19 protein-coding genes are annotated in these 23,397 nt (G+C 26.6%); 3 read left to right on the top strand and 16 right to left on the bottom strand.

The features are described 5' to 3' along the window. Positions 1–2 precede the first annotated feature (2 nt). From EJJ37_RS04150 to EJJ37_RS04085, 14 genes are all read right to left on the bottom strand, one after another. Complete coding sequence (locus EJJ37_RS04150; RefSeq protein WP_133014333.1) at positions 3–1,025, bottom strand: glycosyltransferase family 2 protein; 1,023 nt, start codon at positions 1,023–1,025, stop codon at positions 3–5. Then, positions 1,025–2,059, bottom strand: a complete 1,035-nt coding sequence (locus EJJ37_RS04145; protein WP_166484654.1) for a glycosyltransferase family 2 protein — start codon at positions 2,057–2,059, stop codon at positions 1,025–1,027. Before EJJ37_RS04145 ends, EJJ37_RS04150 begins: the two co-directional genes overlap by 1 nt. Beyond that, positions 2,052–3,170 (bottom strand): glycosyltransferase, encoded by a 1,119-nt coding sequence (locus tag EJJ37_RS04140; RefSeq protein WP_133014331.1) that lies wholly within the window; start codon positions 3,168–3,170, stop codon positions 2,052–2,054. The genes EJJ37_RS04145 and EJJ37_RS04140 overlap by 8 nt, the downstream gene beginning before the upstream one ends. Beyond that, complete coding sequence (locus EJJ37_RS04135) at positions 3,163–4,236, bottom strand: glycosyltransferase (RefSeq protein WP_133014330.1); 1,074 nt, start codon at positions 4,234–4,236, stop codon at positions 3,163–3,165. The genes EJJ37_RS04140 and EJJ37_RS04135 overlap by 8 nt, the downstream gene beginning before the upstream one ends. Positions 4,237–4,256: 20 nt before the next feature. Further along, a complete protein-coding gene (locus tag EJJ37_RS04130) occupies positions 4,257–5,342 on the bottom strand; it encodes a glycosyltransferase family 4 protein (protein WP_133014329.1) in 1,086 nt (361 codons plus the stop codon). Continuing rightward, complete coding sequence (locus EJJ37_RS04125) at positions 5,336–6,574, bottom strand: hypothetical protein (protein WP_133014328.1); 1,239 nt, start codon at positions 6,572–6,574, stop codon at positions 5,336–5,338. The genes EJJ37_RS04130 and EJJ37_RS04125 overlap by 7 nt, the downstream gene beginning before the upstream one ends. Positions 6,575–6,591: 17 nt before the next feature. After that, a complete protein-coding gene (locus EJJ37_RS04120) occupies positions 6,592–7,698 on the bottom strand; it encodes a glycosyltransferase (protein ID WP_133014327.1) in 1,107 nt (368 codons plus the stop codon). A gap of 80 nt (positions 7,699–7,778) precedes the next feature. Then, a complete protein-coding gene (locus tag EJJ37_RS04115; protein ID WP_133014326.1) occupies positions 7,779–8,939 on the bottom strand; it encodes a glycosyltransferase family 4 protein in 1,161 nt (386 codons plus the stop codon). Then, on the bottom strand, positions 8,908–9,597 hold the full coding sequence (locus EJJ37_RS04110) for an acetyltransferase (protein WP_133014325.1): 690 nt from the start codon (positions 9,595–9,597) through the stop codon (positions 8,908–8,910). Before EJJ37_RS04110 ends, EJJ37_RS04115 begins: the two co-directional genes overlap by 32 nt. An 18-nt stretch (positions 9,598–9,615) precedes the next feature. Continuing rightward, positions 9,616–10,293 (bottom strand): CpsD/CapB family tyrosine-protein kinase, encoded by a 678-nt coding sequence (locus EJJ37_RS04105; RefSeq protein WP_133014324.1) that lies wholly within the window; start codon positions 10,291–10,293, stop codon positions 9,616–9,618. After that, positions 10,244–10,978 (bottom strand): YveK family protein, encoded by a 735-nt coding sequence (locus EJJ37_RS04100; protein ID WP_133014323.1) that lies wholly within the window; start codon positions 10,976–10,978, stop codon positions 10,244–10,246. The genes EJJ37_RS04105 and EJJ37_RS04100 overlap by 50 nt, the downstream gene beginning before the upstream one ends. A gap of 111 nt (positions 10,979–11,089) precedes the next feature. After that, entirely contained in the window at positions 11,090–11,686 is a 597-nt protein-coding gene (locus tag EJJ37_RS04095) for a sugar transferase (RefSeq protein WP_133014322.1), read from the bottom strand. A gap of 108 nt (positions 11,687–11,794) precedes the next feature. Next, a complete protein-coding gene (locus tag EJJ37_RS04090; protein ID WP_133014321.1) occupies positions 11,795–12,988 on the bottom strand; it encodes an aminotransferase class I/II-fold pyridoxal phosphate-dependent enzyme in 1,194 nt (397 codons plus the stop codon). After that, positions 12,988–14,898, bottom strand: a complete 1,911-nt coding sequence (locus EJJ37_RS04085) for a polysaccharide biosynthesis protein (protein ID WP_133014320.1) — start codon at positions 14,896–14,898, stop codon at positions 12,988–12,990. Before EJJ37_RS04085 ends, EJJ37_RS04090 begins: the two co-directional genes overlap by 1 nt. 571 nt (positions 14,899–15,469) lie before the next feature. Here EJJ37_RS04085 and EJJ37_RS04080 point away from each other — a divergent pair. Beyond that, positions 15,470–16,141 carry a helix-turn-helix transcriptional regulator gene (locus tag EJJ37_RS04080; protein ID WP_133014319.1) on the top strand — a complete coding sequence of 224 codons (672 nt, stop codon included), beginning with the start codon at positions 15,470–15,472 and terminating at the stop codon, positions 16,139–16,141. A gap of 774 nt (positions 16,142–16,915) precedes the next feature. Beyond that, a complete protein-coding gene (locus tag EJJ37_RS04075) occupies positions 16,916–17,320 on the top strand; it encodes a type II secretion system protein (protein ID WP_243124833.1) in 405 nt (134 codons plus the stop codon). A gap of 167 nt (positions 17,321–17,487) precedes the next feature. Here EJJ37_RS04075 and EJJ37_RS04070 read toward each other — a convergent pair whose 3' ends face one another. Next, a complete protein-coding gene (locus EJJ37_RS04070) occupies positions 17,488–18,783 on the bottom strand; it encodes a M18 family aminopeptidase (protein WP_133014317.1) in 1,296 nt (431 codons plus the stop codon). A 266-nt stretch (positions 18,784–19,049) separates the two neighbouring features. Here EJJ37_RS04070 and EJJ37_RS04065 point away from each other — a divergent pair, with 266 nt between their 5' ends. Beyond that, the gene (locus EJJ37_RS04065) at positions 19,050–20,225 is read left to right on the top strand and encodes a cation diffusion facilitator family transporter (RefSeq protein ID WP_133014316.1); all 1,176 of its coding nucleotides are present in this window, start codon (positions 19,050–19,052) and stop codon (positions 20,223–20,225) included. Between the two features lie 471 nt (positions 20,226–20,696). Here the strand turns inward: EJJ37_RS04065 and EJJ37_RS04060 are convergent, their stop codons facing one another. Next, positions 20,697–23,285: a tetratricopeptide repeat protein gene (locus tag EJJ37_RS04060; protein WP_133014315.1), complete on the bottom strand. Its 2,589-nt coding sequence runs from the start codon at positions 23,283–23,285 to the stop codon at positions 20,697–20,699. Positions 23,286–23,397: the final 112 nt, after the last annotated feature.

The raw sequence follows: 23,397 nt of genomic DNA, 5'->3' as shown, positions 1-23,397 counted from the left end.
CCCTATCTTAATACTCTCTTTAATCTAGTAATAGAATAAATCCCATTTATCCTACTTCCCTTCATCTGCTTAAAAACCATATTAGTATAAAAAGAATTAGTTCTATCCAAAACCTTAATACATTCCCTAACCTGCTCTGTATCTAATATCTTTCCTATCTCTCTTTTCTTATCACTTACACTCAAATTACATTTCTCATGATTATATATTTCAAAACACTCAATAACATGATGAATATACATTGAAGCTAACTTCTTCCTATTTTCCTCATTATATATACCCCAATCCATAAGCAATTGCTTTAATCTATCATATCTAAAAGTCCTAACCTTAAACTTATTAGCATGATATCTAGTAACAATAGTTTCCTCAAAAGTTTTTACATAATGATAATAAGCCTTAGTGCTTATAGTTAATTTATTTAACTTCTTGAAAACATCAATATTAAAATTAGTATCCTGATCTATAGGCAACCAATCTATAAATTTAAGATTATTATTCTTTAAAAACTGTGCATTATATAACTTATTGTGAGTATAGTTAAAAAGTAAATTATCAAATAAATCCATAAATATAGGCTTTATCTCATCTTGAGATTTCAAAACCATATCCTTATAATGAGATTCACTAGTGACTACTTGTCCATTTTTTTGATGAATATCAAACTTCATACCACACATAACAACTTCAGCATTGGTTTTCTCTGCTAAGTTATATTGTTCTTCTAACATATTATTTTCAATATAATCATCAGCATCTACTAACTGTATATACTTTCCCCTAGCCTTTTCAATTCCAGTATTCCTAGCTATACATGCTCCTTCATTTTTCTTATCAATTACAGTTACTCTATTATCTTTATTTTTATATTCTTCGCAAATCTTCAAACTATTATCTTTAGAACCATCATTAACTAATATAAGTTCTATTTCTTTTAAAGTTTGGCCAAGCATACTTTCTATAGACTTAGCTAAATATTTCTCTGCATTATAAACTGGCATTACAACGCTAACTTTTATATCCATTATGATTTCACCAACCTCACTAAAGATATCCCTTTAAATACACTACATATAATTGTAGAGTTTTTTATTCTAACTAATAATGCTGTTAATCCAATAAGTCCTTTATCACTTTTTCTATTTGCTGCACATTCATTAACATACTCTCTATCTACAATAGCTTTTATATACTGCTTCTTTTGCTTTAAAGTTAATTTGCAATCTTTATGAAATAAATTTAAGAAAGATGAAAATACTCCCATAAGATGATTTCCATAAAGAATATATTTATTTTTACTATTATAAAAATTCATATCTTTTAAAAATTCTTCTAATAAACTATGAATTTCTAATCCTTTTTCGTACATATTATCAATATATTGGTATGTTATACTATTATTATTTCTTCTTATATAGTAATAAAGCTCCTCCTTAGAAAAACATATATTTTTAATTTTTCTAAAATATTGTAGGTTAAAGATAAAATCTTCCCCTGTTTCAACCTCTTCTTTAAATCTTATATTATTTTTTTCTATTATTTCTCTACTATATAATTTGTTCCATAAAGGATTTAATAATCCACTATTACCAAAGTCCATTATTAAATCCTTCATATCTTCCATAGCAATTACTTCTTTAGGACAAAATACTCTACTTAACTCTTCAACTTGTCCATTAGCTGAAACTTTTCTTTCTTTAAAGCCACAAACTGCAAGCTGTCCATTGGACTTCTCCATACTACTTAATAGTATTTTTAAATAATCTTTATGAACTAAGTCATCACTATCAATAAATGCAATATATTTTCCTCTTGCATTATCTAAAGCAGTATTCCTAGTACTTGAAACCCCTGCATTTTCCTTACTAATAAATCTTATACGACTATCTGATTTTTGAAGTTCTATACATATATTTTTACTGTTATCTTTAGAACCATCATCAACTAATATAAGTTCCCAGTCTTTATAGCTTTGATTTATAACACCTTGTACTGTATTTTTTAAATACTCCTGACTATTGTATACAGGCATTAATATACTTATAGTAACATTACTCAAATACTTCACCTCCATTAAGATTAATAGCATTAACTTGTATCTTATTGGCTCTTTTAAGTCTTAATAAATGAAATGTTCCAGCAAAATAATATAATTTACATAAACACAATAAAGAAAAAATCTTATCAAAAATCTTATTAGTTATGCTATAACTACCTTTATGATTTATAAAATATTTATCTAATTTACTACTTAATGCAACCTTCCTTATTGATTTATTAAAAGTTGATGCTTTGCTATATTCCTTAATTGAATTTACTAATAATTTAACCTTTAATTCATCAACATAAGATAAAGCATTTATAAATTCCCAGTATGTAATATAATCAATAAAGTTTTCATCTTGAATTTTATTTTTACTAAGGAAATCACTCATAATATTAACTGTGTTCATACACCTTTTTACCATGTTTTCTTTTGCGATTTTGCTTTTTGTTAGTGAATTTTCACTTATTTTATAATCATATAAAGGTTCATCTATGCAATATAATCTTTTAGCTTTTAACATTGCTTCATAATTAAATAATGTATCTTCACTAGCTACTTCACTATAATTTATAAATTTAATTTTGTTTTCTTTTATTAATTTACTTTTGAATATTTTATGCCATACTGCAGTTCCTAAATTAAAGTATTCATTACTTAAAAACTCTTTTTCAGTTAAGCTTTTAATGTCTATAATACCTTCATTTAAATTTAAACTAACTTTTTTATCACCATTTAATACATCATTAACATTACATATAACTACATCACTATTAAATTCTTCTGCCTTTTTATACATTTTTTCATACATAGTTTTATCAATGTAATCATCTGCATCTACAAAAGCTATATATTTCCCTAAAGATTTACTAATTCCATTATTTCTAGCTGCTGAAACTCCAGAATTTTTTTGATTTAATACCTTAACTCTAGAATCTTTCTTAGCAATACTTTCTATAATATTTCTCGTATTATCTTTTGATCCATCATTTACTATTAATATTTCTATATCTTTTAATGTTTGATTAGTAATTGAATTAATGCACTGCTCTATAAATTTTTCACCATTATAAACAGGCACTATTACACTTATTAATGGTTTTATTTTTACCCTCTCCTTATTCATTCAATATACTTAAATATGAATTAATACATTTATCATAAGTAAAAAGCTTACTTCTTTCTTTTGACTTATTTAAAAAGTCATTATATAGATCATTATCATTTACTAATCTATTAAAGCATTTAGCTAACCCTTTATAATCATCTACTTTAAATATCAACCCATACTTTCCATTATCTAATATTTCTTTGGGTCCATAATCACAATCACTTGATATCATAGGAACTTCTGAATATAAAGCTTCTATCATTACTGTTGGAAGTGCCTCTCCCCTACTAGCAGATATCAACATATCCATATCATTTAATATTTCAAATATATCTTTCCTCGGTCCCCAGAACTTAACCTTATCTTGTAAGTTATTATCTTCTATTATCTTCATTACATTAGAATAATAATTTTTATCTTCTATTCCACCTATAAAATTTAAAATATATTTTCTATCATTTATTCCACTAAAAGCTTTTGATATTATATCTTGAGCTTTTCTTGGCTGTATCCATCCAATTACAGCAATATTAATTACGTCTTTATTTTCTATATCTTTAAACTTAATTTCACTTTTGCTAACTTCATCAAATATTACTGGATTATATATTGTAGTAATTTTATTTTCTTTAACCCACTTTTCTAATACCATGGCATCTTTTAATTCATTAGATACAGCCACCACTTTACTACAGACACCTAAAGATATTTTGGCGAAGTTTTTTCTTATTAAATCATTTTCTTTAAATCCCCATAAATTAGGTCTAATATGAACAACAGAAATAACTTTAACCTTTCTGCCACTTCTGACTGTAGCACATTTAGCTATAAATCCCTCAAACCATGTATTGGCAATTATAGCTTCTATATTTTCTTTTTTTATAAAATTACTTAGTTTTTTAATTCTTTCTAAGTGATTATTACACTGAAGTAATGTTATATCATCTCCATATATGGTATCTGCACTAAATGTAACTATATGACTTCTAATATTACTTTTACTAAAAGCATTTTGTAAGTTATAAACAAACTTACTTATACCCCCATTATCTAAAGTATTACTATATATTGCTATTCTCATTTTAATTCTCCTAATAAAATTTATAGGTTTATTAATATATTTTCCCACTTATCAACTATTGGTTTTAACTTGAATTTTTCTATATCTAAGTTTGACTTATTACTAAAATCTTCTCGCTTATTTATATCAGATAATAATATGTCAATCTTATTTACCATAGCTGCAACGTTACCAGTTTCTATTAAAAATCCATTAATATTATTTCTAACTATCTCAGATGGACCAGTTAAACAATTAAAACTAACAATAGGTAATTTATAACTTTTAGCTTCAAGTAAGGTCATTGGCAATCCTTCAAACCTAGATGTCATAACATATAAACTACTATTTTTATAATAATCTTCAACGTTTGATACTTTACCCTTTAAGATAAGCTTTCCTTGTAAGTTATACTCTTTTATCTTACTTTCAAGCTTTTCTTTATCCTCTCCATCTCCTAATATAATCCACTTCCACTCTGGATTATCTTTTAATACATCTTTAGCTACTTCACATAACATATCAAATCCCTTTTGATATGTTAATCTTCCAACACTTATTAATTGCTTAGCTTTTATATCACAACTTGTACTATCCCCATTTTCCATAGGATTGTATATAAAATCTATCTTCCCTTTAATATTTAAATTATTAAGATAATTCATTTTGTCCTGTTCTGTAAGAGTTATAATACAATCTGAAAATCTAGATATTAACCTTCTTGAAAAAACTCTTAGGCTTGACCCATTATCCTCATAAAAGTTAAAGTGCTCCCAAGCAATTAATCTAGCTTTAGTAAATAACGCTGCTGGAATTGAGAAAAGACTTGCTATAACTTCAACATCTATTAAAATATCAATCTTATTTTTTTTAATATATTGTCTTATTCCCTTAACAACTTGAAAATAATGTTTCTTAAAATTCACATCTTTACTTTTCAATATTCTTTCAGTTTTAATATTTTTATTTAAAGTAAAATAACTACTATTACTTTCATTGGTTATACTTAATATATGAATATTAAATTTATCATCTTTTTTAGAAAGTTCATTTGCTATTATTGAAAGTACTCGTTCTGTACCTCCAGTTCTAGACATATCCCCACTTAAGAAACAGACATTTACCATACCAGTTCTCCCTCTTTTTCCTCTTCCTCTTTACCATCTATATATTTATCTTTTGTACCAATATAAGATATTAACATTAATGACATAAATTTATTTCTATGCCGCATTGCCGTTCCGGTATTATGAGTTCCCATTCCATAAATCATTCCAGCCACAAAAATAGCTAAAAATAACATCTTATATTTAGTGTCAATTTTTCTAAAATTTCTTAATATTTTATAAGTAGCATATCCCCATAAACATGTATCAAATAAGAAAGTTGGTATATCAAGTCCACCTCTTATTAACCAAGGCATAGGAGAATATAATAAATAAAACCCCTTTATAGGTGCAAACATAATGAATTGCATAGGATTATTTATTTCTAATGCTGTAAGATAACTTGATCCTCCTCCTGTTTCAGCATTAGTTTTCCCTAAAAATTCCTCTTGATTTGCAGTTACTATAAATATTGCTCCAACTACCGCCACTACTATACAAATAATATTTATAGCATTAAATTTAATTCTTTCTTTTTTTCTATCATAAAATATAAATGCATATATCATTGGTGGTAATATATATAGTGCTCCTTCATGATAAAGTGATGCCATATATATAGGTAGTATTGTTAATAAAATATAAATAGGATTATATTTTTCAAACCACTTAAGGAAATGATAAACCCCTAACATAATTAGATAATACATACTTCCTTCTCTAATTAATGCATATCCCATTAAGAAAGGAATAGGCATAAATAACCACAAAGCAACCATTAATTCTGTATTTTTATCTTTTAATTTTAAAAGATTTGCTATATCAATAAGCTTTGTAGCTGCAAGTACTACAAAAACTACATTTAAATATTGTCCAAAAAATCTATATGGCCCAAAAAAATAATACACTACTCCTAAAACTTGCGAATAAAATCCAGTGAAATGTTCTAACATTACATCTGGAAGAGCATTTGCAGTCTCAACTGCTAACTCATGAAATTTATATGCATCTCCTGTATTAAATGGAAGTAATCCTATTGATTGGTCATACCATAATGCAGCTAATCTAATTAAAAAGCCAAACATAAGAATCATAAAAATAGTTTTATTCTTAGCTTTTATATAAAACCACCCCATTATTGCAAGTGAATTTATTAATATATAAATTAATGCAAATATCTCTCTATTTATCTGTCCTTCAAAAACTACATTAATAAATGCTTCTAATAATAGAAGTGATAAAAAAACTCTCATAAAACCAACTCTCCAAGTTAAATTAATTGTCCATATAACTCTCTTATCTTATTTTCATAATTTTTAATATTGTAATTTTTATTTATATACTCAAACCCTTTTAAACATAGATTATTTTTTAATATTTCATCATTTTTTAATCTTATTAATTCATTAACAAACTTCTCATAGTTTCCTTGCTCAATTAAAAGCCCAGTTTCATTATTAATTATTACTTCACTTATACTTCCTACATTCATACTAATAACAGCTTTCTTAAATGCCATAGCTTCCAATAAAACCATTGGTAAACCCTCATATAATGATGGTAAAAAGAAAACATCAATAATTGGATAAAATACATTAACCTTCTCTTGAAATCCAGTTAATATAAATAAATCTTCTAAGTTTAATTCTTTAATTAAACTTTTAATTTCTTCTTCTTGAGATCCATTTCCAACTAAGAGAATTATAGAATCATTAAACTCTTTCTTATACTTTGATAACTCTTTTATAAAAGGGATAATTCCCTTTTGTTCATCTAATCTTCCTATAAAACCTAATATCTTTTTATTAACATCTATGTTATACCTTTTTATAATCTCATTAACTTCTCTTTTATCAATATTAGTTATATACTTTATATCCATTGCATTAGATAGTGTTAAAGCTCTATCTGCATTAAAATAATCAGTATTTTCTTTATAAAAATCAGTTACGGTTTTTCCACAAGTAATGTTATAGTCATACTTATTTCTTAAATATTTATCTATCTTTTTATTAACACCATTACCTTTTAAAAAAGGATAACAATTATGAATATGTGATACTACTTTTACATTTAATCCGAAGATTTTCTTTGCAAGATATGAGACTAAAGAAGCCGTATTATCATGTGCATGTACAATTTTTATATTTTCATCTTTTATAATCTTACTTAAACTATTTGCATTGCTTAATAATTTTTTAGATGAGAATTTAATATTATAAGTTTTTATTTTATTTTCATTAAAAGTATTAGCAAGCTCTTCTCCGCCACAAACTACTATTGGTTCATAATTTTTTAAATTTTTACATAATAATAATGCCATTCTTTCAGCACCACTGATTTTATTCATTGGTAATACATGCAATACCTTATCCATAATAGGTTTTAGTCTCCTTCTCTTTAAAACTTTCTATTCCTTGTATACTTAAATTTTTAATATTCTATCTTAGTTATAAATCAACTTCTATTACTAACATAAGAAGAAAGTCCCTTCTCATAATTAATATCTAATTGGATCCCATCATAAACCTTTAAAAGTTCACTGTTTATACTCTCAATATCATATTTCTTAATTTCCTCAGAAACTTCAAAATTCTTATCCTTTAAAAGATAGTACTTTTCTATAGCTTTTGCTGTTGATTCATAATCATTGACATTAACTAAAGTTCCCACAGTTTCATTACAAACAAGATCTCTACATCCCCTAATATCAGTAGCAATTACCTTCCTACCGCAAGCCATAAACTCCATTATATTTCTAGGTAACCCCTCTCTATAAGACATTAATATTCCAATATCAGATATATTTATTAACTCATTTACATCTTGTCTATAACCTAACATAAATATATTATTTTCTAAATTTTTTAAAGTTATTTGATGCTCTAACTCTTCTCTCAAATTACCATCACCAATACAAATAACCTTTATATTAGGATACTGTTTAGTTAATATCTCCATAGCATTAATTAATTGGATATGATTTTTATTTTTATTAAGTTCTGCAATCATTAAAACTACAAAATCCTTATCCTTAATCCCCAGTTCTTTCTTTTTTTCTATAATTTCTGTATCACTTAACTTTTTATATTTACTTAACTCAAGTCCAACTCCATTAAGTAGATAACACTTTTTAGGTTTAAGTTTCTCCTTAGTTATTTCATAATCTTCACTATTTATATTAATAATTACATCAGTAAATTTAGCCATAATCTTTTCAATTGGATAATATAAGAACCACCCTAATTTAGATCCACCTTTTAAGAAATGATAACCATGTGCCGTATATATAGTTCTTAAATTTGGAAAACTTAACTTAAGTAATCTTCCGTATATAGCTGCTATTGGAGTATGAACATGAACAATATCATAATCATTAATTCTTTGAAGCTCTTCTAACTTTATAAAAGCATTTATATTTCCAATACCTAATGGATTTCTTGAAAAAGGAACTTCAAATATCTTAACACCTCTTCTTTGTAACTCCTTATCTACTGGCTTATCTATAGAACAAGCACAATGAACTTCATATCCATTATCTAAAAGCATATTAATATGTGGTATTAAAAATGCATTTATTGTTCTACTAACAGTTGTTACATATAAGACCTTCTTCATATTCTCTTTCCCTTCTTTCATAATCAACCTTTATAACCTTTGCTGGAACTCCAACTACCGTACTATATGAATCAATATTATCTATAACTACAGCTCCTGCACCTACTGTTGAACCCTTTCCTATTTTCTTCCCTTGAATGACTGTTGAAGCTGATCCCATCATTACTCCCTCTTCAATAATGTCATTTCCGGAAATATTGACGTTCCATAATAAAGAAACGTAATCCTTAATAATAGAATCATGTCCAATTCCACATTTAGGACTTATAATAACATGATTTCCTACTTTTATATTTGTAGTAAGAATTGCTCCTTCATAAATTATTGTTCCTTCTCCTAACGTCATATAATCATGAAGCCATACTCTAGGATGAACTATAGTTGCAAATTTAAATCTATTATTTATTTTATTTACTATTCTCTTTTTCACTTTATAATTTGCTATTGCTACAACAACATAAGTATCTAGTGATAATTTTTCTAAAGAATCCATTCCACCAATGACTGGATACCCATTAATAACATTGCCCCAACTATTTACATCATCATCAATAAATCCAATTAAATTCCATGTTGATTTTAATTCATTTATTTGTTGTATTATTAATGATGTTTCTCTTCCTACTCCACCTGCACCTACTATTACTATATTTTTCATTATTAATCCCCAAATCTATTATTTATTAAAAATCTTTACTTTTTTGCTTTTTCCTTGGTCATAATATTTATTATCTAAAAACTTATTACTTTCATTTAAAATAGTACCTATAACATTAGCTTTAACTTCTATAAGCTGTTCATAACATTGCTTAACTACCTTTGACTTACTCTTCCTAGCTCTTACAACAATAATAGTTCCATCTGCCTTTGCTGATAAAAGTAATGTATCTGTTGATGGAAGTACTGCTGAAGTATCCATAATTATATAGTCAAAATTAGTAGATAATTCATCTAATAACTCTTGCATAGAATGAGAACCAACTATTTCGGAAGGATTATTAGTAACAGAGCCTGCTGTTATTAAAAAAAGTGAATCTTCAACCTTTTTCATAGCTTTTTCTAATTTACAGCTTCCTGATAATATATCAGTTAATCCATTGTCATTTGGCATAAAAAAATTTAAGTGCATAGAAGGATTTCTTAAATTACAATCTATTAATAATACTTTTGCTCCATCTTGATTTAAAATATAAGCTAAATTTCCTGCCACAGTAGATTTTCCCTCACTACTTATTGAGCTCGTTACCACCAAAGTTTTTAATGGATTATCTACAGAATAAAGTTTTATACTAGTTCTTAAACTCCTATACGCCTCCGCTGACAGTGACCTGGGCATTTTTTTCGTTACGAACATCCTTACTCTCCTTTTTAAATTCTTTTTCTACTACTGGTATACATCCTAATACAGATACAGGTATTACCTTTTCTAATTCCTTTTTAGACTTTATTTTGTTATCTAATAAATCTAATACTAAAATTATTCCTATTGATAAAAATATTCCACCTATAAAAGCTATAGTTGGTAACTTCTTTGTATCTGGATATATAGTTGATACTTCTACTTCTTTTATTATAGTAGGATTACTTTCTGGAATTATCTCACTAATTTTATCCATTACCTCTTTACTTACAACTTCTAAAGTTTCTTCCATTTGTTTATCTGTCCAACTTGAATAAGTAATGGTAACTAAAGGAATAGTGCTAGAGTATGAAAAATTTATTGAATATGCAACTTCACTTGAAGTTTTATTTATCTTATTTTTCTTTAATGTATCATCAAAAAACCCCTCTAGTTTAGATACTTCACTAAATAATGTAAAAAACTCCGAGAAAGCTTGCATTTGATCTTCTGAATATACTTTAAACATATTATCACTATCACCCATAAATATTTGCATACTTGCAGTATAACTAGGCTTATATTTTGATACCTTATAACTAGCTAAAGAATTCATTGCTAATGTAACAACTATAATTATCCAAAATCTTCTTTTAAATATATATATTAATTCATCTAAATCAAACAATTTCTCTAACACTTCATCCTCCTGTTATCCATTAATATTTTATATAAATCAATTGCCCCAATTTATTTATTTATTTATAATAATTAATTCCCCAATTACTTAACTGCTTAACTCCTTAATTAATTAGTTTGTGCCATTAAAATATTCCATTGTAACTGTTTCACTTTGATTAATCCCTTCTCTTTTAATAACCTTCCAAAAAGTTAAAAAGAAAATCTTAACATCTAGCCAAAGAGACCAATTATCAACATACCAAACATCAAGCTTAAACTTTTCATTCCAAGTAATTGAGTTTCTTCCATTGATTTGTGCCCATCCAGTAAGCCCTGGAAGTACTTCATGCCTTCTAATTTGTTCTGAATTATAATATTGAAGATATTCAACTAATAAAGCCCTTGGCCCTACTAAACTCATATCTCCCTTTATGACATTTATAAGTTCTGGTAATTCATCTAAACTGAAACTTCTTAATAAGCTTCCGAACCTAGTGACTCTTTCATTATCACTAAGCAAATTACCATTCTTATCTCTAGAATCCTTCATAGTTCTAAACTTAAGCATCTTAAAAACCTTATTATCCTTACCAACTCTTTCTTGAACAAAAAATGCTGGTGATCCAAGATTTATCCTTACTAAGACATAAATAATTAACATCAACGGTGACAAAATAATTAGTGCTACCAATGATATAATAAAATCTAATATTCTTTTAATAAGCATATTTCCCCATCCCTTTTTTTAATGAATAACCTTGCCCCCACAAAAATTTATTCATACTAAACCCTAATTCTTTCACACCTTAATTGGCTAATTACTTAACTATTTAATTTAAAATAACCCTTTAACAATTTTAATAACTCTATTGATTTCTTCATCACTCATCTTAGTATCAGATGGTAAACATATTCCTCTATTAAAAATATCCTCTCCAACACTAATACCCTCATTATTAGCTTTAAAGAAATCATATTCTTCATAGAAAGGTTGCATATTCATTGGTTTCCATATATGCCTTGATTCGATATTTTCCTTTTCTAACTCTAAAATAATATCAATTGGCTTAACTTTTGATTCAGGACTTAATATTCCAATACTTAACCAATAATTTGGCTCACCATATTCACATACATTAGCCATTTCTATATCTTTAATATCTCTAAATGCCTCTTTATATTTTTCATATATATATTTCTTTTTTGCTATTCTTTCATCTAAAACTCTAAGTTGCCCTCTTCCAATTCCAGCAACAATATTACTCATTCTGTAGTTATATCCTAGTTCTGTATGATGATAATATCTTTTATTATCCCTAGCTTGAGTTGCCCAAAATCTTGATTTCTTTATTCCATCTTCATCATTAGAAACAAGCATTCCACCACCAGAAGTAGTTATGATTTTGTTACCATTAAAAGAATAAATTCCATACTTTCCTATTGTTCCTGTTTGTTTTCCTTTATAAGTTGCTCCTAAAGATTCTGCTGCATCTTCTATTACCGGAACATTATATTTATTACATATAGTCATAATTTCATCCATTTTAGCTGATTGTCCATAAAGATGAACTACTATTACTGCCTTTGGTAACTTTCCTTTTTCTGAATAAACTTCAAATGCCTTTTTTAATGCTATTGGTGACATATTTAAACTGTCATACTCAGAATCTATAAATACTGGTTCTGCTCCTTCATAAATTATTGGATTACAAGTGGCTGCAAAAGTTAATGATGAACAGAAAACTATATCTCCAGCTTTTATACCTAAAAGTTTAATTGCTAAATGTATTGCTGAAGTTCCTGAAACTAATGCTGATGCATGATTTATCCCTACATATTCAGCAAGTTCCTTTTCAAAATTATTTACATTAGGTCCAAGGGGTGCTACCCAGTTTGTATCAAAAGCTTCTTTAACAAAAACTTGCTCTAACTCCCCTATATGTGGTGATGCTAAATATATTCTTTTGTTTTCCTGATTAATTTGATCTTTTGATTTTTCTAGTATTTCCTTGCTTTTCAATTCTTTCATTATTCTTTACCCCCTGTAGTAACTGCAGCTTCTTCTAATGCTATTTTATTGTTATAAACTTCTGGTGAACTATATGTTGGAACTATTTCCTTTAACTTATCCTTTAGCATATTTTTATTTCCTATCTTTGCAACAAATAATAAATCATCTATTTGCTTTATTATTTTATTTAGTGATATAGTTTCTGGCTTGTCTATGAATATTTTATTATGCGCTGTTTTGGTTAAGTTATCGTTATTCATTAATAATTCTTCATATAATTTTTCTCCTGGTCTAAGACCTGTTATTTCTATTTTTATATCTTTATTTGGGGTATATCCTGAAAGTCTAATTAAATTTTCTGCTAAGTCATAAATTTTAACTGGTTTACCCATATCTAATACAAATATTTCTCCACCCTTAGCATATGCACCAGCTTGAAGTACAAGTTGTGCTGCTTCTGGAATTAACATGAAATATCTAGTTATATCTTTATGTGTTAAAGTTACTGGTCCACCATTTTTAATTTGTCTCTTAAATAATGGAATTACTGAACCATTACTTCCTAGTACATTTCCAAACCTAACTGCAACAAATTCTGTTTTATTTCCTCTTTCATGATTAACAGCTTGAACTATCATTTCACAAAGTCTCTTTGTTGCTCCCATTACATTAGTTGGATTTACTGCTTTATCTGTTGAAATTAAAACAAACTTTTCTACCTTATATTGACTAGCAAGTTGTGCCATATTTAATGTACCTATTACATTATTCTTTATTGCTTCTGATGGATTATCTTCCATTAAAGGTACATGCTTATGTGCTGCTGCATGGAATATTATATTTGGCCTATATGCACTTATTATTTGATTTAATCTTGCTTTATCCCTTACTGATGCAATTATTACCTTCTTATTTAGCTTAGGCTCTTTGTAAGATAATTCATTTTGTAAATCATATGCATTATTTTCATATATATCTAATATTAAAAGTAACTTTGGATTAAACTTTGCAATTTGTCTGCATAGCTCTGATCCTATTGAACCACCACCACCAGTTACTAAAACAATTTTATTATTTATATACTCAGCTATACCTGACTTATCTAATTTAACTTCTTCTCTACCAATTAAATCTCTTAAATCAACATCCCTCATTTTATTAATTGATATTCCTTCTTCTAAAAGCTGATAATATCCTGGAATAACCTTTGCTTTTGCTTTAGTCTTTCCACATATATCTAATATATTGGTTTTTTCTAATCCACTTATTTTTGCTATTGCAAATAATATTTGGTCTATCTTTTCTCTTTCCACTATTTCAACTATGTTATTTCTATTACCTAGTACTTTTACTCCATTTAAAAAGCTATTTAATTTTGCTTCATTATCATCTATAATTCCTATAATATTGTATTGATCACCCTTTTCTTTTCTTATTTCACTTATAATTGATGAAGCACAGTCACCAGCTCCTATAATTAAAACGTTATATTTACCATCAGTTCTATCTGCTGAAGTATATGTTATAAACCTAGTTATTACTCTTAGAGATAACCTTACCCCTGTAACTAATAGCATTATTAATATTCCTGCTGTAATATTAACTATTGCTGAAAGAGAATTTGATATAAATAACATTAATATTGTACTTGCTATACATGCAGATACTGTTGCAATTATTGATTGCATTAGCTCATATGACCCTGCATTAATCCAGATAGAACTATACATTCTACATCTTTTTAAAAATAATACATAAGTAATTATTGATATTGGTAATGTCCTACTTAATTTCAGTATCACATTACTTGCATCATTATTTAATATTACTGATAGAAAGTAAGATATTAATATTATTGATATATCAATTAATAGTAATATTATATTTTTATTTCTTTTGCTTAAATTTACTACAGCTAAATCCTGCACAAAGTACCCCCCTCATAATCATTACTAAACATCCACTATTTAGCATTACCCCAATCAATTACTGATTATAAATTTACCATTTATTCTCATACAAATTATATATTTACATCTTTTGACAGTAAATAATCTATTAGTTCTATGTCTTTTATTCTTCTAATTAGTACTCCTATAATTACACTCTTAAATAATTACTTAATACCTCTTTTAAATTACAAAATACTAATACTTAGGTATTATTTACTTTGTTTTTGTAAACATTTTCTACTTTTTTAAAAATACTTCGCATATTTAAAGGTTTAAAGCTATCACTATTTTCTTTAATTTTTTGTATTTTTTTCTACTTTTTAGTCATAATTTATTTTTATAAATTTTATATATATCCTTTTAATTTTTCAATATTTTTTATTTTTTTACAATTTAGTAGTACTACTTTATAATTACTACTTTTCTTATTTCTTAATACTTCCGTAGAATAAACTTTTACATTTAATGTAACTTTGTATAGACTTTTACATTTTTTGACGATATAATTTTAATAGTAATTTAGGTTGAATGTGAAAAGGAGGATTTAATGAGAGTTTCCATATTATGCAAATATCCAGTAATTCATGAAGGAATTAAGTCAATATTAAAAGATAAGTATCAAAATATTACTTCTTTTACTTCTATTGATGATTGCTTTAAATCATTAGATAATTCTGATAGCAATCTTATAAATGATAATGAAGATACTATTTTAATTATTACTTTATTTAAAGAAGATTTAAGATCAATAGATAATATTTTATCTATTAAAGATAATTATTCTAAAATTAAATTATTAATTGTAGATTTTAACGAAAGTAAGGACATGTTCTTTAAGGTATCAAAGTTAAATATTGATGGGTATATGCTTGGAACATTTGCGCAAGAAGATATTAGTTATGCTCTTCATAAAATTTCTTCTGGAACTAAATTTTATGATAGAGAGTTATTATATAGACTAGTAGAAGATGAGCCTGCTGCTACTATTACTGGGAAAACCAATTTAGGTAGCCCTCTAACTAGGAGAGAGTTAGAAATTCTTTCTCAACTATCTAATGGCTTAAGTAACTTTGAAATTTCTAAAAATCTTAACATAAGTGAAAATACTGTTAAGAAGCATATTAGTAATATATTTATAAAAATAAATGTTAAGGATAGAACTCAAGCTATAATTTATGCTTATGAATCTGGATTAATAGCTAAACCTTTATTCTTATAATAATAAAAACTACCTTTAAGGGTAGTTTTTTAGTTATGTATTTATTTCCTAATATTTTATTTTATAAATAAAATAACTTATCTTATATATTAAAAGGATTTTGATTCTATTTTATTTAAGTTTTACTTTTTAACAATATAAATATCGTTAAAACTATAAACATAAACTACTATATTAAATATAAAGATAGTCCTTTATCTCCTATGACTTGTTGACAAGCGTATTACACATAACTTTAGTCATCTCTTGATAAATTTCTTTATCATCGTTATTGCAGTATGTCTAAATAGAAAATATCCGAAGTTATGCCTAATATTAATCTAAACTAATATTAAAATACTATCTCGAACCATCATGTGTCCTTATAAAGCTTTTCTTGTATACATAATAAGTAACTTTCAAAAATTAATATCTCTGTTATTTTATAAAAATAACTATGCATACTATGTATTTTGAAAGAAATAGGTCAAAATCCTTAAATAGATAACATTATAAATTTTAAATCTAACATTAAATATAACAAACATATTATATTCAAACTCTATTTAAAACTTATAATAATAAATTTATTTATTATTTGTTATCTCTATTATTGTTTTATCCTTTTTGTGGTTAATTTATTCATATTTTTTATAACTTCTTACAAAAATATGAATTTTATAGATTTTTTCATCTTTTTTTGAATATCTCATTTATTTATAGTCCATACTTCGAAAAGAATAATTTCATGAAATAATTCTAATTTTATTATTTAATAAAGGAGATGAAAGTATATTGAAATTAAAAAGAAAAACTATTAAATCTAAAAATAAGAAAAAAGGGTTCACTTTAATTGAACTTGTTGCTGTATTAGCTATTATTGCAATTCTATCTGCTGCATTTGTTCCTAAAGTTGGGAATTATATTACTGAAGCCAAAAAGGTTGCTGTTTTAAATGAAGCTAAAACTGTTGTTACTGCTTATGAAGCTGCTAGTCATAAATTAAATGATAATGACGGTATTACTATATCTGCTCTAACAAGTAAAGGACATCTTGAAGAAGGTTCTATAAAGAAAATTCCAGATACCTTTTCAGTATCTGACTGTAAGCAATTAATGGATACTGAAAACTATACTTTTGATATTGATTCTGGATATGCAAGTCAACCTGAAAAAATCACTAATACACCTACAGAATAAAATCTAAAAACTTATCTATAAACTTCAAATAACATCTTACAAAAAATGATGATATATTTAATTATATTATTAACTAAATATATCATCATTATATAAACTTATTATTTTAAAATAATCCCATAGTTACATTTATTTTTATGTAACACTATTAATAATCAATTTTAAAATTATAAACTAAAGAATTCCGTAAATGCTTTAATAGTATAATAATTATCTTTAACACTTGCTAATTCTCTTATAGAGTGCATTCCAAGAACAGGAGCTCCCATATCAATAACTGGTATAGTTAAGTTTGCAGCAGTTACAGGTCCTATTGTAGTTCCACCTCTAACATCTGATCTGTTAACAAACTTTTGGAATGGTACACCTGCAGCTTCACATACACCTGCAAATACAGCACCATTAAAGCTATCAGTACTATAGCTACCAGAAGCAGCAATCTTTAATACTGGTCCACCTTCAAGTACAGGTCTGTTAGTTGGATCATGTTTATCACCTAAGTTTGGATGAACAGCATGAGCTAAATCAGCAGAAATCATTATAGAATTAGCTAATGCTCTATAATATCCTTCTCTGTCCTTACCTAAACCTAAAGCAATTCTCTCTAATATATTATTTAATAATGTAGAGTTAGCTCCTTCAGCAGTTAAACTTCCAATCTCCTCATTATCTATGCAAATCATAACTTTAGTTGCTTCATTTTCTCTACTATCAACTAAAGCTTTTATTCCTGCATAAACCATCCATAAATCATCAAATCTTCCTGAAGAAATAAGCTCTTCATTCATTCCTATTAACATACCTTTTTCATATTCATATAAGCCTAATTCAAAATTTAATATGTCTTCTTTATTAACTTTAAGCTCTTCTGATAATATGTTCATTAAATAGTCTTCTTTTTCTAACTTATCATTTATAAGTCCTAATAAAGGAAGTGTATCTACTTGTCTATTTATCTTAAATCCTTCATTAACTTCTCTATTCATATGAATTGCTAAGCTTGGAATTATTAATAATGGTTTATTTATATTAACTAATCTTGTTTCTGGTTTTAATGGAGATGCACCCTTTAATGATACCTTACCAGCTATTGATAATGGTCTATCAAACCATGTATGAAGTATTGGACCACCATAAACTTCTGTATTTAGCTTAACATATTTTCCTTCTGAAATCATTTGAGGATTTGGTTTAATTCTAAATCCAGGCACATCAGTATGAGCTCCTATAAGTCTAAGTCCTGTTTCTTCTATATTTCCAGTCCCAACTTCAAAAGCAATTAATGCTGAATCATTTTTTATAACATAATATTTACCTTTTGCTTGTAAATCCCATTTATCAGTTTCTTTTATTTCAATAAATCCATTTTCGTCTAATATCTTTTGTGTTACTTTTACTCCATGACAAGCACTTGGACTGTCATATAAAAAGTCTACTAATTCTAATGCTAACTTCTTTTCCATAGTCACTTACTCCTTTACACTTCATATATTTCTAATATACTTCATTTACTATTTTTTCACAACTGATTATTTTTTTGCCACAGCTGTATATAAAATATAGCTACATCATTAGCTCTATTTATATTTAGTATGCCTTTTAATTAATATATAATTGACTTTTATATTGGATTAAATTAGCATATTGTAATAAGCGTAATTGTTTTAAAATATAACATACTATTAATATAAGCAATTATATTGATTACAAATAAAAATGGGAGGATTTTATGTTTTCAAATTTTTTAGTTAAAAGATTTGTCAAAAATTATGACAATGTATCTGACGTAAAAGTTAGAGGTGCTTATGCTAATCTTGCTGGAATCGTTGGAATAGTTACCAACTTAATGTTATTTATAATAAAGTTATCTGTTGGTTTATTCTCTAACTCTGTTTCAATTTTAGCAGATGCATTTAATAACTTATCTGATGCTGCCTCTTCAATTATAACTATAATTGGTTTTAAGATGGCAAATAAACCTGCTGATGCAGAACATCCTTTTGGACATGGTCGTATCGAATATATAACTGCAATGATTGTTTCTTTCATGGTTATGCTTGTTGGTATTCAATTTGTTAAAACATCTTTTCAAAAGATTATTAATCCTACCCCAGTAACTTTTGAATTATGGCCATTTATTTTATTACTTATTTCTATTGGATTTAAATTTTGGTTGTCCAAATTTAATAAGTCTATTGGAAATAAAATTAATTCATCTACGTTAAAGGCAACAGCAACTGATGCTATGGGTGATGTTTTTACTTCAACTACTGTTGTTATTTCTTTTTTAATATGTAAATTCACAACACTGCCTATTGATGGTTATATTGGTATTGTTGTAGCTTTGGCTATTGTTTACTCTGGTTTTTCTCTTATTAAAGAAACCTTGAGTCCATTACTTGGGGAACCACCTGATCCTGTTTTAGTTAGTAACATTACTGACATGGTTATGTCTTATGATAATATAACAGGTATTCACGATTTAATTGTTCATAATTATGGACCTGGTAGAATTATGGCTTCTATCCACGCCGAAATTCCTAGTAATATTGATATTATGGAGATACATCATATCATTGATACTGCTGAAAGAGAGATTTCTAAAGAGTTAAATATATATTTAGTTATTCACATGGATCCTATTTGTGTTGATACTGATGAAATAATTGAAGCTAGAAACATGGTCAAAGATGTACTTAGCAAATATGAAGACGTTAAATCCTTCCATGACTTTAGAGTTGTTGGAGAACATGATAATAAAAACTTAATTTTTGATATAGAAGTTTCTCCTACCTGCTTAGCTAATGAAAGTAGTTCATCTAAATTATTAGCTAATATAGAAAAAGATATTAAGGAAAAAGCTCCTGAATACAGATGTGTTATTACTGTTGATTTAGCTTTATAAAAATAATTATGTTTTAAACTAATTAATGATTTTTGTAAATTTCTCCAATGTACTATTGGAGAAATTTGCGTTATAATTATTACATAACTTCCATAAAAATATAAATATTTTTATACCAAACAATCTAATCAAATTTCACACTTTTTTGGAACCGTTTCTATTTATTTTACTTTGAACTCCCTTTTAATTTAAAGTAAAATAATAGAAACAATAGTTGATGATTGATATATACTTAAGATAGATTCTAACTTCTTATAATATATCAATCATTAACTCTAATTTATTATCTCTATATCTATAGAGAATTTAATTTGCTCACTCTTCTAATCACTTAATATAAATAATACAATTTATCTAATTTATTCTATTTACTACAGATAAAATTTATGATGTTAACATTTTTCAAAATATCTATTTAGAATAAACGACGAGACTTAAATTTAAGTCTCGTCGTTTATTCTATTGAAGTCACTATTCATCTTTAACAATGTTATAATATATAGCCTCTTCTTTTAATTCATAATAAATTCTTTTATCCTGTGGTCTTCTATTATTATACCACTCAATTAAATCATTAATTACTTCATAAAATCCACTATTTATAAGCTTACCAAGCTTTTTAATAATTATTAACTCTTCAACAGTAACTATGCTACTATTTTGAGTCTCTTTTAATTTATCCTTTAGGAATATATATTTACATTTATTTATTCCTAGATTTTTTCCTTCCATTGCAACTTCAAATGCTTCTTTATACTTATTATTTTTATTTAAACCGCTATTATATAAATAAATAGCAAGTTGTCCATAACACTCTAAATTTCCAAGTTCTATTCCTTCTCGATATAGCTTTATAATTTCATCATTATCAATATCTATTAAGCCTTTTTCACCTAAATATCCTTTAATATATTTTGCTGTTCCTACATCTATCTCTTTTATTTCTTCAAGTAATTCATATCCCTTTTCCTTATTTTCTTCAATACCAATTCCTTTAAAACAATAATATACTAATTTTTCTTTTCCCTTTATTGCGTCTAAATCAATAAGTTTAAACACATAATAAATGGCTTTTATATCACTTCTTCTACCACCAATTCCATTTTCATATATCTCTATTAGTTTCTCTATTGATTCAATATCATCTTCTTTTGCTGCTCTTTCATACCATTTAATTGCCAGATCTATATTTCTATTCAAGAAAATACCTATCTTATACCAATCTCCTAACTTAATCATAGCTTTAACATATTTAGTTTCTGCTGCTAAAGTATAATAGTAATAGGCCTTCTCGTAATCTTGCTCTATTCCAATTCCTTTTTCGTATATATATCCATACTTAAATATGGATTCTTTTAGCTCATTCTCCACACCAAATTTTATATAAATTACAAGCTCATTTTTATTAATATTCTTGCCTTCCTTTAATTCATTTAGCATGATACAAGCTAAATAGTCTGCTGCATAAGGTGAACCTAACTCATATGCTTCCTTTAATAATGCCTTAGCAATATCACTAGTCTTATCACCAAACTTATTTAATCTATAATATGCAACTGCCAAAACATACATAGCATGTGGTTCCTTTTTAGCTGCTGCTATTTCCATATATTCCATTGCTTTTTCTAAGTCTTTTTCAACACCTTCACCATTGTAATACATTATACCTAGTCTTTGGGTACACTTTAAATTCCCCTCTTCATGGCCTTGATTATATATTGAAATTGCCTGATTAATTAACCCTTCATCTTCATATACTTTTCCAACTTTGAAATATATACTTCTATCTCCAAATTCTAATGCCCTATTATATAATTCTAATGCAGTATAAACATCCTTTTTTACATTAAGTCCTTTTAAATACATTTCTGCAAGGGATTCTATACAATTAGTATCTAAAGCTAAATATCCCTTACTTAAATAATAAAATGCTTTCTTATAATTAACTTCTACGCATATCCCCTCTAAATATGATCTACCAACTACATAATAAGCATCTTCATAATCATTTTCTGCAGCTCTTTCAACCCAATAATATGCACTTACTAAGTTTTCATCACAGCCCTCTCCATTTTTATACATTAATGATAAAGCATATTGAGAAGCTGCTAAATTGTTTTCTGCTGCTTTCTTATGCCATTTAAATGCTTTTTCTTCATCCTTATCTACACCTAAACCATTATAATATGCCCGTCCTAATTGATAGTATGCTCCTACATAATCATTTTCAGCACTCTTTTGAAACCATATAAAAGCTTTATTATAATCCTTAATAACTCCATTTCCTTCAGAATATAAAACTCCTAAAGAATATTGAGCAAAGGCATTTCCCTTTATTGCTGCCTTATAGTACCACTGATATGCAATTTCATAATTTTTTCTTACAGCTATCCCTTTATCATAAAATAATCCAAGATAAGTTTCTGCATATTCATCTTTATATTTGGCTGCATCTAAGAAATATTTGTAGGCCTTTTTATTATCCTTTTTGACTCCTCTACCAAAATAATAGTTCTCACCTTTCTCAAGTAGTTGACGTGTAACTTCCTCTTTTTCTTCTATCTCATCTACTTTCTTTTCAAAAACCTTTGATATATTTTTTTGTGTAACATTTTCACTGGTTGATAAATATTTTTTAAATATTTCTTTCTCTGCATCTGTTAAGTTATTTAATATTAAGGAATAATTCTCTTCACCACAACTAACAACAAACCAAGCTAAAACTTCATATAATACTTTCATCTCTTCAAGCTCATCTTCCGCTGTTGTAGTATTAACATAATTCACTTTAACTTTCTTTGTCCAAATAATAATTTTATCTAATATTTCACTAGGCATTATATTTATCTCTTTTAATATCTCTAATCTTTTATGCCATTCAATTTTTTCATCATATAATATACTATTTTTCTTATATATATAATAAATAATATCATTAATTATAGCATTAATATTTTCCTCTATATCATCATGAGTTGTCTTTTTCTTTAACTCTTCTATCTCTTCATATATATCTCTAAACTCTAGCTTTAAAAAATCATAATTGAAGATTCTATCCATATATCCTCCAATGCTATTACTTCTACTATTAGTTTATTATATTGGCAACATCTTTATTACGACTCAGATATAATAAAGAATCCAAATATTGTAACGACCTCCGGGGTCAATC

Origin of the sequence: Clostridium cuniculi (assembly GCF_004353185.1) — a bacterium.
GTDB lineage: Bacteria > Bacillota > Clostridia > Clostridiales > Clostridiaceae > Clostridium > Clostridium cuniculi.
This window is presented reverse-complemented; position numbering and strand designations above follow the sequence as displayed.

Excerpts from the sequence above, each read along its gene's own strand:
- EJJ37_RS04150 (WP_133014333.1), bottom strand. The coding sequence starts at position 1,025 with ATGGATATAAAAGTTAGCGTTGTAATGCCAGTTTATAATGCAGAGAAA.
- EJJ37_RS04140 (WP_133014331.1), bottom strand. The coding sequence starts at position 3,170 with ATGAATAAGGAGAGGGTAAAAATAAAACCATTAATAAGTGTAATAGTG.
- EJJ37_RS04135 (WP_133014330.1), bottom strand. The coding sequence starts at position 4,236 with ATGAGAATAGCAATATATAGTAATACTTTAGATAATGGGGGTATAAGT.
- EJJ37_RS04130 (WP_133014329.1), bottom strand. The coding sequence starts at position 5,342 with ATGGTAAATGTCTGTTTCTTAAGTGGGGATATGTCTAGAACTGGAGGT.
- EJJ37_RS04125 (WP_133014328.1), bottom strand. The coding sequence starts at position 6,574 with ATGAGAGTTTTTTTATCACTTCTATTATTAGAAGCATTTATTAATGTA.
- EJJ37_RS04120 (WP_133014327.1), bottom strand. The coding sequence starts at position 7,698 with ATGGATAAGGTATTGCATGTATTACCAATGAATAAAATCAGTGGTGCT.
- EJJ37_RS04115 (WP_133014326.1), bottom strand. The coding sequence starts at position 8,939 with ATGAAGAAGGTCTTATATGTAACAACTGTTAGTAGAACAATAAATGCA.
- EJJ37_RS04110 (WP_133014325.1), bottom strand. The coding sequence starts at position 9,597 with ATGAAAAATATAGTAATAGTAGGTGCAGGTGGAGTAGGAAGAGAAACA.
- EJJ37_RS04105 (WP_133014324.1), bottom strand. The coding sequence starts at position 10,293 with ATGTTCGTAACGAAAAAAATGCCCAGGTCACTGTCAGCGGAGGCGTAT.
- EJJ37_RS04095 (WP_133014322.1), bottom strand. The coding sequence starts at position 11,686 with ATGCTTATTAAAAGAATATTAGATTTTATTATATCATTGGTAGCACTA.
- EJJ37_RS04090 (WP_133014321.1), bottom strand. The coding sequence starts at position 12,988 with ATGAAAGAATTGAAAAGCAAGGAAATACTAGAAAAATCAAAAGATCAA.
- EJJ37_RS04080 (WP_133014319.1), top strand. The coding sequence starts at position 15,470 with ATGAGAGTTTCCATATTATGCAAATATCCAGTAATTCATGAAGGAATT.
- EJJ37_RS04070 (WP_133014317.1), bottom strand. The coding sequence starts at position 18,783 with ATGGAAAAGAAGTTAGCATTAGAATTAGTAGACTTTTTATATGACAGT.
- EJJ37_RS04065 (WP_133014316.1), top strand. The coding sequence starts at position 19,050 with ATGTTTTCAAATTTTTTAGTTAAAAGATTTGTCAAAAATTATGACAAT.
- EJJ37_RS04060 (WP_133014315.1), bottom strand. The coding sequence starts at position 23,285 with ATGGATAGAATCTTCAATTATGATTTTTTAAAGCTAGAGTTTAGAGAT.